The 13,835-nt window shown below is 67.5% G+C and carries 10 protein-coding genes; 4 read left to right on the top strand and 6 right to left on the bottom strand.

Annotated features, from left to right (window positions below):
* Together ABZ004_RS38940 and ABZ004_RS38935 are read right to left on the bottom strand one after the other, a co-directional pair.
* On the bottom strand, positions 1–1,302 hold a 1,302-nt coding region (locus ABZ004_RS38940), incomplete at its 3' end, for a DUF222 domain-containing protein (protein ID WP_355687092.1).
* 518 nt (positions 1,303–1,820) lie between these two features.
* Positions 1,821–4,751 carry an FAD-binding and (Fe-S)-binding domain-containing protein gene (locus ABZ004_RS38935; protein ID WP_355687090.1) on the bottom strand — a complete coding sequence of 977 codons (2,931 nt, stop codon included), beginning with the start codon at positions 4,749–4,751 and terminating at the stop codon, positions 1,821–1,823.
* Between the two features lie 45 nt (positions 4,752–4,796).
* Here ABZ004_RS38935 and ABZ004_RS38930 point away from each other — a divergent pair, with 45 nt between their 5' ends.
* The gene (locus tag ABZ004_RS38930) at positions 4,797–5,384 is read left to right on the top strand and encodes a GNAT family N-acetyltransferase (protein ID WP_355687088.1); all 588 of its coding nucleotides are present in this window, start codon (positions 4,797–4,799) and stop codon (positions 5,382–5,384) included.
* Here ABZ004_RS38930 and ABZ004_RS38925 read toward each other — a convergent pair.
* Positions 5,381–6,358: a methyltransferase domain-containing protein gene (locus ABZ004_RS38925; RefSeq protein WP_355687086.1), complete on the bottom strand. Its 978-nt coding sequence runs from the start codon at positions 6,356–6,358 to the stop codon at positions 5,381–5,383. The two genes, ABZ004_RS38930 and ABZ004_RS38925, sit on opposite strands and share 4 nt — an antisense overlap.
* A 199-nt stretch (positions 6,359–6,557) precedes the next feature.
* Here ABZ004_RS38925 and ABZ004_RS38920 point away from each other — a divergent pair, with 199 nt between their 5' ends.
* A complete protein-coding gene (locus ABZ004_RS38920; protein ID WP_355687085.1) occupies positions 6,558–7,850 on the top strand; it encodes an amidase family protein in 1,293 nt (430 codons plus the stop codon).
* A gap of 18 nt (positions 7,851–7,868) precedes the next feature.
* Positions 7,869–8,678, top strand: a complete 810-nt coding sequence (locus ABZ004_RS38915) for a MerR family transcriptional regulator (RefSeq protein WP_355687083.1) — start codon at positions 7,869–7,871, stop codon at positions 8,676–8,678.
* Here ABZ004_RS38915 and ABZ004_RS38910 read toward each other — a convergent pair.
* Both ABZ004_RS38910 and ABZ004_RS38905 read right to left on the bottom strand, forming a co-directional pair.
* Entirely contained in the window at positions 8,668–10,959 is a 2,292-nt protein-coding gene (locus ABZ004_RS38910) for an ATP-binding domain-containing protein (RefSeq protein ID WP_355687082.1), read from the bottom strand. The genes ABZ004_RS38915 and ABZ004_RS38910 overlap by 11 nt on opposite strands.
* A gap of 185 nt (positions 10,960–11,144) precedes the next feature.
* Complete coding sequence (locus tag ABZ004_RS38905; RefSeq protein WP_355687080.1) at positions 11,145–11,852, bottom strand: TetR/AcrR family transcriptional regulator; 708 nt, start codon at positions 11,850–11,852, stop codon at positions 11,145–11,147.
* Positions 11,853–11,938: 86 nt separating this feature from the next.
* Here ABZ004_RS38905 and ABZ004_RS38900 point away from each other — a divergent pair, with 86 nt between their 5' ends.
* Positions 11,939–13,372, top strand: coding sequence for a DHA2 family efflux MFS transporter permease subunit (locus tag ABZ004_RS38900; RefSeq protein ID WP_355687079.1), 1,434 nt, complete (start codon positions 11,939–11,941; stop codon positions 13,370–13,372).
* Positions 13,373–13,422: 50 nt separating this feature from the next.
* Here the strand turns inward: ABZ004_RS38900 and ABZ004_RS38895 are convergent, their stop codons facing one another.
* The gene (locus ABZ004_RS38895; protein ID WP_355687078.1) at positions 13,423–13,779 is read right to left on the bottom strand and encodes an iron-sulfur cluster assembly accessory protein; all 357 of its coding nucleotides are present in this window, start codon (positions 13,777–13,779) and stop codon (positions 13,423–13,425) included.
* Positions 13,780–13,835 lie beyond the last annotated feature (56 nt).

The following is a 13,835-nucleotide window of genomic DNA, read 5'->3' as shown; positions in this document are numbered from 1 at the left end:
GGGGGGGGGGGGGTGGGTGGGTTGGGGGGGGGGGGGGTGGGGGGGGGGGGGGGCGGGGGCGGAAGTCGGGGCCGAGGTCGGCTCGGAGGCCGGGGCGGAGGTCGGGGCGGAAGTCGGGGCCGAGGTCGGCTCGGAGGCCGGGGCGGAAGTCGGGGCCGAGGCCGGGGCGGAGGTTGGGGCGGAAGTCGGGGCGGAAGTCGGGGCGGAGGCCGGCTTGGGGGCGGGGGTGGTTGGGGTTTTGGTGGGGCGTTTGGCTAGGTCGGCCATGGCTTGGATGACGATCCACATCTGCTGGATTTTTTCGGCGGTGTGGACGATCCAGAGGGCGGCCATGCCGTCGGGGAGCGGAATGAGGCGGACCTCGCGCTCGGCTTTCGCGGCGCGGTGGCGGTCGGCTTCATTCTTGGCGTCGTAGTGGGCGACCTGGGTGCGCAGGGACTTGCGCAGGTTCTGGTGGGATTGCGAGGCGGCGCGTTTGAGGACGTGGGCTTCGACGGCGCGGGCCTGAGCATCGGTCAGGGGGCGGGTCGCGTCGCAGATCGCGATCGCCTTGGACAGGGTGATCGCGCCGCACCGCAGGGCCGTGTGGGTGGCGGTCAGGACGCTGGTCAGGCGTAGCGCGGTATCGATGTGGCGGGCGATGGTGTCGGGTGAGAGTTTGAGGGCGGCGGCGATCTCGGCCATCCAGGATCGTTCGGGATCGATCGGGCGGCCGTGGGAATCGATCTCGCCGGGGCGCGGGAACTCAGTGGCCTGGGCCTGGCGCCGGCGGTAGAACGACGCCATCGCTGACATCGTGAGCGCTTGGCTCCACGAGGTCAGCCGGGTGGAGGCCTTCATCAGCTCGATCAGCGCGATGGGCGACTCGGTCTGCGGGCGGACCGGTTCCAGTGCCGCGGCCAGGTCGGCGCCTGGGGGCAGGGACACCCAGGCGGGTGCCTTCAATTCCAGCAGGGTTTTCTCGGCCTCGTCCTGGTCGATACCTGCCCACAGCTCCCACTCCAGCACGTCGACCCGCGACATCTGATAACCGAGCGCTTCGTCGCGCAGGTCGAACTCGTCGAGATGCCGCGGACCGTCCGGCGCCTCAGGATCTTCCGGCACCTCCAGCACACCGGCTTCTATCAGGTCGGCCAACTCATCGCACCACGACAAGTCACCAACACCAGACACCTCCGAGCCCAATTCCCCACCGAAACCCGGATCGCCGGACTGGGGTCGGCCGTCGGCATCCTGCCCTCCGTTGCAGCACGGATTGCTGCAGCCCGGCGGGCTGGATGGGGCGACGACGGTCGTAGTCATGTGTCTATATTAGAACAGAGTTTCGAGTACGCAAAATCCTGAAACCCTTGTTCTGTGGGCGATGCCAATTTCGTTCAGTTGCCTTAGGCAAGTGCTTTCAGATCCACTTTGGCCGGAGTTGCCAGAGGTGGGCTCAGGTAGAGCGGTCACGGTGGGACTCAAGCGGAGGGAGCGGAGGCGGTGATCAGGCGGACCAGACAGGCGGCGCTCCGGTGGAGCGAGCGAAGCGGTCAGGGTGGGACTCAGGCGGAGCGAGCGAAGGCAGTGATCAGGCGGACCAGATAGGCGCCGCTCAGGCTGAGCCAGCGAAGGCAGTGCTCACGCGGACCGGACAGGCGGCGCTCCGGTGGAGCAAGCGAAGGCAGTGCTCACGCGGACCGGACAGGCGGAGGGAGCGGAGGCAGTGCTCAGGCGGACCGGGCGGAGGCGGCGCTCAGGCGGAGCGGGCGGAGGGGCGCTCGGGCGGACGGGCTGGGGCGCCGTGGGGGAAGGCTCTTGGCGTGGGTGGTCAGGTGAGCTTAAGGGTTGGGTGGGGAGGGGACGGGGTGGGTGGTGTGGGTTGGGGGTAGGGCGGCGGCTAGGAGTTGGGCTAGGTGGAGGGGGCGGCGGGTGGTGCTGTGGGTGATTTGGGTTCGGCAGCTGAAGCCGTCGGCTAGGACGGGGGTTGTCGGGGGTGCTTTGCGGACGGCGGGGAGGAGGGCGCGTTCTCCGATGGCTTTGGAGAGGGCGTAGTGGTCGCGTTCGAAGCCGAAGTTGCCGGCTAGGCCGCAGCAGCCGGCGTCGGGGATTTCCGCGGCGATGCCTGCCGCTTTCATGAGTTGGCGGTCGGCGTCGAAGCCGAGTACTGCGTGCTGGTGGCAGTGGGTCTGGACCAGAGCCGATCCACCGACGTACGGCGGTTTCCAGTCGGCCTTGCTCAGAAACTCGGAAAACGTTTGCGTCGAGGAGGCGAGGGATGCGGCGAGTGGGTTGGCGGGGAGGAGGTCGGGGAGGTCTTGTCTGAGGGCGGCTGTGCAGCTGGGTTCGAGGCCGACGATCGGCGTACCGGCGGTGAGGTGCGGCGCCAGGATTTTGAGAGAGCGCTTCATGATGCGTTTGGCCATGCCCAGTTGGCCGGTGGAGACCCAGGTCAGGCCGCAGCAGACACCGCGGTCCGGCAGCACGACCTCGTATCCGGCCGCCTCCAGCACCTCGACCGCCGCTCGACCGACCTCGGGCGCCAGGTAGTTGGTGAACGTGTCAGGCCAGAGCACGACCCTGCCACTCCTACCGACCGGGTTGTCCGTGCCGGTCGTACCACCGCCGTTGCCCCGGCTGTCCGAGCCGGTCCCGTTACCTCCGTTGCCTCGGGCAATGAACCAGGTGGTGAAGGACTCAGAAGCGAAGGGCGGCACGTCGCGCTGACTAGCGATGCCGCCCAGGAGCTTGACTAAGCGCAACCGCGCAAAACGGTTGGCAACGCCCGGGGCGGAGGCAGCTAGGCGGGACCAGAGGGGGAGCCAGCCCATCGACCAGTGCGACAGCGGGCGGCGCCACGGTCGGCCGGCGTAGTGGTGATGGGTGAATTCGGCCTTGTACTTCGCCATGTCCACGTTCACCGGGCAATCCGACTGACATCCCTTGCAGGAAAGGCAAAGGTCGAGCGCGTCGCGGACCTCGGTCGAACGCCAGCCGTCCGTGATCAGCTCGCCTTCGAGCATCTCCCAGAGCAGATGCGCCCGCCCCCGCGTCGAATGCAGCTCGTCGCGCGTCACCTGATAACTCGGACACATCACACCGCCCGAACTCTGCCGGCATTTCCCGATCCCCACACACCGCCGCTGCGCCTGAGCGAAGTCGTGCCCATCGTCCGGATAGTCGAACATCGTCAGCAACTTCCGATCTTTCGCCACCCCCTGATGCCGGATATCCGCATCCAGCCGCGGCGGGTCGACCACCATCCCAGGGTTCATCACCAAAGCCGGATCCCAGATCCGCTTCAGCTCACCGAACAGCCGCACCCCGTCGGCGCCGTACATCCGCGCCAGCAACTCCGACCGTGCCCGCCCGTCGCCATGCTCCCCCGACACCGAGCCACCCAACTCGACAACCAGTTCCGTGGCTTCAAAGACGAACTCCCGGTACGCCGTAAGCCCGCGCCCACTGAGCAAATCGAAATCGATGCGCATGTGCATGCACCCCTCGCCGAAATGCCCGTACGACGCGCCGGACAATCCCCGGCGAGCCAGGAGCTGATCCAGCCCTCGCAGGTAAGCGCCGAGTCGCTCAGGCGGCACCGCGGCATCCTCCCAGCCACCCCAAGCCTCAGCCCCATCCGCTCGCCGAGTGGCCAGCCCAGCCGCGTCGGTGCGACATCGCCAAAGCACAGCCTGAGCCTCAGCGTTGCTCACCAGAGATGCCGTAGACCCACTGTCCCGCAACTCCTCGATCAACGCCGAGGCAGATCGAGCCGCAGCCACCTCGTCGACACCGCCCACCTCCACCAGCAGCCAAGCCCGCCCAGCCGGCAAACCTGCCTGCACCGCAACCTCCCGGACCTCCTGAGGCAACCGCTCGACCAGATCGGAGTTGATCGACTCCATCGTCAGCGGCCGATGCCGAAGAACCACCGGCACACAATCCGCCGCCGCAATCGAGTCAGCGAACCCGAGCACGCACAGAACCTTTGCCGCCGGCAACGGAGTCAGCGCGACCGTCGCCTGCAGCGTCCCCGCGAACCCGCCCTCCGTCCCAGACAGCAGCTTCGCAACATCGAACCCGTACTCCGGCAGCAACCGCTGCAGCGCGTACCCAGAGATCTGCCGACTGAACTGCCCGAACCGCCGCCGGATCAGCAACTCGTTCCGCTGCACCAACTGACGCAGTGCAGCGGAAAGCTCCTCCGCCCGCGCACCGCGAAGCTCAGAACCGTCAACCGTCAGCAAAGATCCATCGGCAAGCACCAGATCGAGACTCAATACGTTGTCCGCGGTCGTACCCCACGCCACCGAATGCGCCCCACAAGCATTGTTGGCGATCATCCCGCCCATCGTCGCCCGCGACCCCGACGACGGATCAGCACCGAACGCCAACCCATACGGCTTGGCTGCCGCCAGCAGATCGGTGAGCACCACCCCTGGCTCCACCACCGCCCGCTGCCGCTCGGCATCGATCTCCACGATCCGATTCACGTGCCGCGACGCATCGATCACCACCCCGCCGATCGCATTCCCCGCCATCGACGTACCGCCACCGCGCAACACCACCGGCGCCCCGGCCGCGGCCACCAGACTCACGGCAACCGCCAGATCCTCCTGATCCGCGGGCACCACCACCAACTCCGGCACGACCCGGTAGTTGGACCCGTCCACCGCATACAGCCCGCGACTCCCGGAGTCGGACGCCACCGTCCCCCGCAGCTCCCTGCCCAGCGCCCTGCGCAGCCCGTCCACATCAAACCGACCACTCACCACGCCACCATCTCATCCGCACCCTCGCGAGGACATAATCTCCGTATGCCTCTGCTTGTCGAGCCGGCCATGTCCGCAGGATCGATCCGGGGTGACGGGCAGCCCCACCTCACAACCAACGACGGCCTCGTACTACGGCCTTGGCGCGAACCCGATTCCGCCATGGTGCAGGAAGCCTTCGGATGTCCAGAGATCCAGCGCTGGCACGTCCGGCGACTCGACAGTCTCGACGAGGCGACCGAGTGGACCGGTCAATGGCAAGAGCGCTGGGAAGCCGAGGCCGCGGCGAGCTGGGCCATCGTCGACGGCGACGACCAGCCCCTCGGCCAGGTCGGGCTGCGCGAGATCTCCCTCGACGAAGGATCTGCCGGAATCTCCTACTGGGTGACCCCGAAGGCTCGCGGCAACAACCTTGCCGCCAGATCGGTGCAGGCCATGTCTGACTGGGCGTTCGGCGAGATCGGGTTCCACCGGCTGAACATCCATCACTCGACGGCCAACACCGCGTCGTGCCGGGTGGCGGAGCGCACCGGCTACCCACACGAAGGCACGCTCCGCCAGGCGATCAAGCACGCCGACGGCTGGCACGACTGGCACCTCCACGGCCTGATCGCCGCAGACCGCAAGGTTTAGCGGCGCGACCGAGTTCGTGTGAGTACGTAGGCCGTCGGCGTGACGCCGCTATAGGTGAGCATCCGCCGGCGGACGATCTTCAGGGACTTGGTGCCGGCTACAGCCGCTTCGAAGAGCCGCTTGTCGTCGGTCAGCAGGGCGGCTCGACCGCTCGGCTGCAGCACCCGGGCAACCTCGCGGAGAGCAGCTGGATAGAGGCGAGTGTTCCCGGTATGACTACCGACAAGCTTGCCGAACGGCAGATTCGCAATCACCCGATCGATGCTGCCGTCCGAGTGCTCTAGCTGTTCAGCGGAGGCGACGGTCAGCTGAGCAGCGACCTTGACGAGGTTGGAGCGTGCCATCGCAACGGCCCTAGGGTCGATGTCGGAGCCGATCACCGGCTGCCCACCTGAACCAGCAGCGGCAAGCAATGTACCGCTCCCACAGAACGGATCGAGGACACGATCACCGGCCTGGACTTTCGCCAGCCGGACAAGAACTTCCGCAACGACCGGCTTGGTTGACCAGGGCAACCTTTCGAGCTTCCCGAAGCGACGGGACCAGTGAAACGGCCCGATCTCGGCCTCCCACCCATCCACTCCATCGACGAAGTTGACGGACCAATCGCTCCCGTCCTCGACCCACCCCAGTTCATCAAGCGCCACGTGCAACCGCGACGAATCCAGAACGCCCGGAGCGATCCGGAAACGCAACGGAGCATCCGAGCGCAGAGCCGAGATCACCCCGGTCGCCGCGGACCGTAGTACGGAAGATACAGAAGGAACCAGTACGGCGAGGGAGTTGAAGAGGCGCAGGTCGTACAAATCCTGCAGGGTCCCGTCGATGCGGCAGATGAGGCGGCCGGGTGTTCGGGAAACGACGTCGGGACCGGTGATCAGATCGTCGACGCCGACGACGGTCCGGAGTACGACGTCATCGTGGACGGGGTGGATCAAGTCGAGGCACGGCAGGCCAAGGACAGGGCTGGACACAGAGATCTCCTGAAGAGCGCCGGATGCGGTCGATGAGCGACACGACATGCGGGCAGCGGCGGCTTGCTACCACCACACGGGTAGCGACCGCCTCGAACGCTGCGCACGTCTTCAGGAGTTGGTTTCCATCACTACCGACTGTAGCCCACCCCTGGAAACCGTTGACTCTGACACCGTGTCAGCCTCTAAACCGGAGGCCATGACCGAGATCGAAGACCAGAGTGCAACTGACATCGCAGCCGGAATCAGGGCCGGGAAGGTGACCTCCGAAGAGGTGACCGAGCGGATGCTGGCCAGGATCGCCGCCGACCCGGGGGTGAACGCGATCGTGGAGACGCGCCCGGAGTACGGGCTCGAGAGGGCCCGCGCAGCCGACCGGAGCGAACCGACGGGCCCGCTGCACGGCGTACCGATGACCGTCAAGGACGCCTTCAACGTGGCCGGTCTGCACACCACCTGGGGCAACCCGGGCTTCGCGAACTACGTAGCGGACTGGGACGCGACGGTGGTCGAGCGACTCACCGAGGCCGGGGCGATCATCGTCGGCAAGAGCAACGTGCAGGAGATGCTCGCCGACTACGGCCAGACCGACAACGAGGTCTACGGCCGTACCAGCAACCCACATGACCTCACCCGTACTGCGGGCGGCTCAAGCGGAGGTGCGGCGGCGGCTCTCGCGGCAGGGATGACCTATTTGGACTACGGATCGGACCTGGTGGGATCGATCCGGCTGCCCGCGAGCTACTGCGGTGTCTACGGTCTCCGCCCGACGACCGGGGTCGTGCCCCTGCGAGGCTTCCAGCCACCCGGACCGCCTGTCGTCGAGACCGAGTTCCCCACCGTCTCCACGGTCGGTCCGCTGGCACGGTCAGCCACCGATCTCCGCACCGCCTTGAGAGTCACCGGAGCCAAGTGGTGGCAACTCCAACCACCCCGGCACCGGAAGCTGGCCGACTACCGCGTCGGCGTCGTACTCGACCACGACCAAGCCCCGGTGACTGGCGAGGTCGGCAGCGCACTCTCCCAAGCCGTCGACGCGCTCGGCCGGGCCGGCGCGACGATTGTCGAAGGCTGGCCCGCGGGAATCGATCCGGCCGAGCAAGCTGAGCTCTTCGGCTTCCAGGTCAGCCTGTTCTTCGCTTTGATGGAAGGAAAACTTCCCGCCGAAGCGGTCGAGCAGGAGTACAAGCGGATGGCGGCCCGTGCCGCCTGGCAGCAGTACTTCGAGGAGGTCGACGTGTTCCTCTGCCCGACCAGCTTCACCACGGCCTTCCCGCACGACAGCAGTCCGTTCGACGAGCGCACAATCGACGGTCGCCCGTACGACGCGCAGGTGTTCTGGATCTCGCTCGCCGGCCTCACCGGGCTGCCCGCCCTGAGCATGCCGGTCGCCTCTCCCGGTCTCCCGGTCGGCGCCCAGGTGATCGCGCCCTTCCACGAGGACGACACAGCGATCACCTTCGCCGAACTCGCCGCAGCTGCCAGACTCTGATCGCGAGGAGGAGGCACCTTGTTTGCGATCGGAGATTTCGCCCGGCACGGCCGGGTCTCGGTCCGGATGCTGCGGCACTACGACGCGATCGGCCTGCTCCGGCCTGCCCACGTCGATCAGGCCACCGGTTACCGCAGCTACGCCGCGGCGCAGCTCGCCGACCTCAACCGGCTCGTGGCCCTGAAGGACCTCGGCTTCACTCTCGAGCAGGTCCGCACGATGCTGGCCGACGAGCTCGACCTCGTCGAGGTCCGCGCGATGCTCAAACTCCGCCAGGCCGAGTTGGAGAAGGCGGTCGCCGAGAGCGCCGCCAGGCTGACCCAGGTCGAGGCACGCCTGCGCAGCATCGAGCTCGGCGACGAGCTCCCGGCCGTGGTCGTCAAGGAGCTACCCGCCACCCGGTACGTCGTACTGTCGGGCGTCGCCGCCGATTTCACGCCCGAGGAGATCACCCCGATCATCCGGCCGCTCTGCGCCGAACTCGGCGAGCGGTTGCCTGGGGCAACTGGTGTGCAGCCGGCCGGGCGGCTGACCTGCTTCTACGAGCCTTCTGGCGACCTGGTGCGCCTGCAGGCCGGCGTACCGGCGTCGGTCTCGTCAGGCGCCGACTTGAACGGGCTCACCGTGTTCGACCGGCCCGCGGTCAAAGTCGCCTGCCTGGTTCACCGCGGGCCGATCGAGGGTGTGCTGCCGTCGTGGCAGGCCCTGGCCCGCTGGCTCGACGACAACGGTCATCGAACCAGCGGACCCGCCTGCGAGCTTTACCTGGACGTTCCGGACGATCCCGATCAGTGGGTCACCGAGCTCCAGGAACCGATCACGTCCTAGCCGCGCGGCTCAGAACGCCGGGCACCTCGCCTGAGGTCACGACGCCGAGATGGGTCGTGGCGCGGGTGACCGCGACGTACAGGTCGGACATACCGCGGGTGGAGTCGGTGATGATCGCGGCCGGGTCGGCAATCATCACCGAGTCGAACTCGAGCCCCTTGGACTGACTGACGTCCAGCACCACCGTCGTCGAGTCGAGCACCGACGGCCTGGTGCCGTAGGCGATATCGGACAGCTCGGAGTCGAGCAGGGCCGTCAGTTCGTCGTACCGCGAGGTCGGCACGATCACCGCGAGCCTGCCCTCACCGATGTCTTCCTGCGCGGCGGCGACCTCCTCGACGAGCGCCCCGGCGAACTCTTCCGGCAGGGCCTGGCGGACCCACGGCTGGTTGCTCGTCTCCCGCACCGACTTCGGCGGAATCAGCATCGGGTCGATCGCTGCCAGGACGTCGGCCGCGACCGCCATGATCTCGGCCGGCGTCCGGTAGTTGACAGTCAGCTCCTCGGTCCGCCAGCGCTTCGGCGCATACCGGTCGAGGATCTCGGCCCACGACCCGGTCCCTGCCTCGGAACCGGTCTGGGCCATGTCGCCGACCAGCGTCATCGACCGCCGCGGGCAACGACGCATCAAGGTCCGCCACTCCATCGCCGACAGCTCCTGAGCCTCGTCGACGATCACGTGCGCGAACTGCCAGCTCCGGTCGCCGTAGGCGCGTTCGACGATGGTGGCCAGCGGATCCCTGACCCGGTTGCGGCTCGCGGCCTGGCCGATGAACTGCTCGACCTCCCAGGGCATCAGGGTGATCCGGTCCGAACCCTGTTCGCGCTCCTCGATGATCACCGACTTCATGTACTCGGCGGTCTCCTTGAGTGCGGCGGTCTGCTCGGCGACAGCCGCAGTACGGGACTGGATCGCCGACTCGGCCTCCCCCAGCAATTCGGCCGCCTCATCCAGCAGCGGTACGTCGGATTGCGTCCACCCGGCGTCGCGCGGCCGGACCAGCAGCGCCCGCTCGTCGTCGGACAGCTGCGGTGCCGCCGAGGCCAGCCGTTCCGGGGAGGACAGCAGCAACGCGACGACTGCCTCCGGGGTGAGCTCGGGCCAGAGCTGGTTGACCAGCGAGCGGACGTAGTCGTCCTCTCGCACGTCCTTGCGGAGGTCCGCGACATCCTCCTCGCCCATGTACTTGCCGCCGACCTGGTTCGTCACCTGCCGGGTCAGCTCGTCGACGACGCCCTTGAAGAAGTGGCGGCGCGCCCGGTTGTGCCGGTCGTCCCGCTTGCGAGCCCGGTCCCCGATCGACCGGATCATCGCCGGCTTCAGCTGCAGCCGGAAGCTGCCGATCTTGAGATCGATCGGCTCGTCCGGCACGAGCTCGAAGTCCTGGATCGCCCGGGCGACCACGTCGGCCATCGCGAGCCGGCCCTTGATCCGGGTCGCGGCGACCGGCTCCGGCGCCGTACCGACGACGCCGGGGTACAGCTCACCGACCGTCGACAGCATCACGTCGGTCTCACCGAGCGACGGCAGCACCTGGTCGATGTAGTGCAGGAAGGTCGAGTTCGGCCCGACGACGAGCACGCCCTTGTCCGACAACTGCTCGCGATAGGTGTAGAGCAGGTACGCCGCGCGGTGCAGCGCGACGACGGTCTTCCCGGTGCCCGGACCACCCTGGACGACGAGCACGCCAGGGAGCCCGGACCGGACGATCTCGTCCTGCTCGCTCTGGATCGTCGCCACGATCTCCTTCATCCGGCCGGTCCGGTTCGACGCGACCGAGGCGAGCAGCGCGGCCTCGCCGGTCAGCGTGCTGCGCCCGATCTCGGTGAGGCCGTCGAGGTCGAGCAGGTCGTCGTCGACACCGACCACCGTGCGGTGCTGCAACTGGATGTGCCGGCGCCTGGTCACGCCGAGCGGGTTGGCGGCCGTGGCCTGGTAGAACACCTGGGCGGCGGGTGCGCGCCAGTCGATCAGCAGCGGTTCGTAGTCGTCGTCGAAGATTCCGATCCGGCCGACATGGAAGGTGGAATCATCGGCATTGTCGACCCGGCCGAAACACAATCCGCGTTCCACCGACGACAACTGGGTGTGCCGGAGGGAATAGAGCGCGGTCAGCGATTCACGTTCGGCCGCGGCCTGGTCGGTGCCGACGGTTTCTTCGCCGAGAACCCGGCGGACATCGGCCGCCGCGCGTTCCCGGAGTACGTCCAGACGCTCGTACAGCAACGTCACATGGCCTTGTTCTTCAGTGATCTCGTGCTTCAGCAGGCTTTCGGTCACGCGCGCTCCCCGACATACCGTTGCCCGAACGGGCAATTTCGCTTCCTTTGTTGACACGACCGTCCCGGCCGCGCTATTCTCTTTAACAGATGCTCCTTTTGGGGCGTCTTTTTTTATGCAGACACAACCACAGAACGATACAGATGGCGCGCGTCATCTGCAATAGCTGTTTTGTGTCTCGGCGACTATTCCGGCGGAACCATCGCCGCCAGACCGCCGACCAGGATCTCGAGCCCGAACTCGAAGCGCTCGTCGGGATTGGCGCCCGCGGTCAGCGGGCCGGCCAGCGCCACCGTGATCGGGTAGCGGTCGGTCGGCAGCCCCTGCAGGAAGGTCCGCATCCCGTCGACGAAGGTGACGACCTCGTCCTCGGTCCAGCCGCCCGCGCCCTGCACGTACTCCTCGAACGAGACCGCGGTGACATAGAGCATGAACATGTCGATCGCCCAGGCCGCCGCCTGATCCGGCACCCGGCCCGCCTTGAGGATCGCCAGCAAACCCTCCGTGCTGTCCAGTGCCCGCTCCCCCATCGGCACCTGACCGATCGCCGCGCGGGCCACGCCCGGATTGGCCCGCATCGCGTTCAGCGATGAGCGCAGGACCTCCTTCACCTGTTCCCGCCACCGTGCCGGGTCCGGCTTCGGGATCACAACGTTGGCCGCCACCCGGTCGACCAGCAACTGGTCGAGCTCCGCCTTGTTCGCGACGTGCGCGTAGAGCGAGGCCGGACCGGTGTCGAGCGCCTGGGCGACCTTCCGCATCGAGACCGCGTCGTAGCCCTGGTCGAGCAGGATCCGCAGCGCCGCATCGACGATCCGCTCGCGGGTGAGCGGCTCCCGGGCGGCGCGGGCGGGCTTCTCGGGGCTGAGGGGCTGCCATGGCGACTGGTTCATAGCGAACACTGTACTTGACAGGAACAGTGTTCGTCTGTAGAACAGTGTTCGTTAACGAACACCGTTCGAATCAGTTGGAGCCACCGATGAGCACCCTCACCGCACCACCCATCCCCACCACCGGTACGCCGTACAGATGGCGCTGGATCGTGCTCGGCACCGTGCTGCTCGCCGAGATCATGGACCTGGTCGACGCGACCATCGTGAACATCGCCGCCCCCTCGATCCGGGCCGAGCTCGGCGGCTCCGAATCCGCGCTGCAGTGGATGCTGGCCGGCTACACGCTGGCCTTCGCGATCGGCCTGATCACCTTCGGCCGGCTCGGCGACCTGGTCGGGCGGCGCCGGCTGTTCCTGATCGGCGCGGTCGGCTTCACCGTCGCCTCGGCGCTCTGCGGGTTCGCCACCTCACCCGAACTGCTGATCGCCAGCCGGGTCGCTCAGGGCCTCCTCGGCGCGGTGATGATCCCGCAAGGGTTCGCCATCCTGAAGTCGGTCTTCCCCGCCGAGGAGACCGGCAAGGCGTTCGGCATGTTCGGCCCGGTGATGGGGCTGTCCGCGGTCGCCGGTCCGGTCGTCGCCGGCCTGCTGATCAAGGCCGACCTGTTCGACTCGGGCTGGCGGATGATCTTCTTCATCAACGTGCCACTGGGGCTGGCGGCCGTCTTCGGCGCCCTGCGCTTCATGCCCGAGCTCAAGACGCCCGGCGCTTCGCGGCTCGACACGGCCGGTGTACTCCTGGTCAGCGTGGCCAGCGGTCTGCTCATCTACCCGCTGGTGCAGGGCCGCGAGCTCGACTGGCCGGCCTGGTCGATCGCGATGATGATCTCGTCCGTCGCCGTGTTCGCGCTGTTCGGCTGGCGTGAGCGCCGGTCCGGCAACCCGGTGATCGACCCGTCGCTGTTCCGCAACCGCGGGTACGTCGCGGGGCTCGGCGTGATCACCTCGTTCTTCCTGGCGATGTCCGGCTTCATGCTGGTCTTCAACCTGTTCACCCAGCTCGGACTGCACTACAGCCCGCTGCGGGCCGGCCTCGCGATGGTGCCGTTCTCACTCGGGATCGCGATCGGCGCTCCGCTGTCGGCCGGGCTGCTGGCACCGCGGTTCGGCCGGAAGGCGCTGCAGCTCGGGATCGTGGTGATGACGGTCGCGACCGCCGGCGTCTGGTTGACCTTGCACCACTACGGTCAGCAGACGACTATCTGGAACCTGGTTCCGGCGACGCTCGTGATGGGCATCGGCTCGGGCATGGTGTTCGCGCCGCTGTTCGACATCATCCTGGCCTCGATCGACGACAAGGCGGCCGGCTCCGCGTCCGGCGTACTGACCGCGATGCAGCAGTTCGGTGGCGCGATCGGGGTCGCGGTGATCGGCACGGTCTTCTTCCAGCTGATCCCGGCCCACCAGTTCCTCGGCGCCACCAAGACCAGCATCCTGGTCGCCGTCGGGCTGTTCGTGATCAGCCTGGCCGTCACCTTCGCCCTCCCGTCGCGGGCTCGCGAAGGAGTTTCAGCGCACTGAGAACGCAAAGAAGCCCCGCTCACCCTGAGCGGGGCTTCTTGCTGGCTAGCTCAGTTGAACGAGTCGCCGCAGGCGCAGGAGCCGGTCGCGTTCGGGTTGTCGATCGTGAAGCCCTGCTTCTCGATCGTGTCCACGAAGTCGATCGACGCACCCTTGAGGTACGGCGCGCTCATCCGGTCCGTCACGACGCTGACGCCGCCGAAGTCGGCCACCACGTCCCCGTCGAGCTGACGCTCGTCGAAGAACAGCTGGTACCGCAGGCCGGAGCAACCGCCCGGCTGTACTGCGACCCGCAGGGCCAGGTCGGTGCGACCCTCCTGGTCCAGCAGCGCCTTCACCTTCGCCGCCGCACCGTCGCTGAGCAGGATCCCCGATGCCGTGGTCTGCTCGGTCTGCGCTTCAGTCATTCCTGACTCCAGTCATCTCTTGAGCGCCCGGCCGCTTTGGGCAGCACGCCGCGCGC

Origin of the sequence: Kribbella sp. NPDC006257 (genome assembly GCF_040613535.1) — a bacterium.
Classification (GTDB): Bacteria; Actinomycetota; Actinomycetes; order Propionibacteriales; family Kribbellaceae; genus Kribbella.
The sequence above is the reverse complement of the archived record's forward strand: the minus strand, read 5'-3'. Positions and strand labels throughout refer to the sequence as shown.

Bases quoted from the DNA above. Each gene is read 5' to 3' on its own strand.
- ABZ004_RS38920 (WP_355687085.1), top strand. From the start codon at position 6,558: ATGACCGAGATCGAAGACCAGAGTGCAACTGACATCGCAGCCGGAATC.
- ABZ004_RS38895 (WP_355687078.1), bottom strand. From the start codon at position 13,779: ATGACTGAAGCGCAGACCGAGCAGACCACGGCATCGGGGATCCTGCTC.
- ABZ004_RS38900 (WP_355687079.1), top strand. From the start codon at position 11,939: ATGAGCACCCTCACCGCACCACCCATCCCCACCACCGGTACGCCGTAC.
- ABZ004_RS38905 (WP_355687080.1), bottom strand. From the start codon at position 11,852: ATGAACCAGTCGCCATGGCAGCCCCTCAGCCCCGAGAAGCCCGCCCGC.
- ABZ004_RS38930 (WP_355687088.1), top strand. From the start codon at position 4,797: ATGCCTCTGCTTGTCGAGCCGGCCATGTCCGCAGGATCGATCCGGGGT.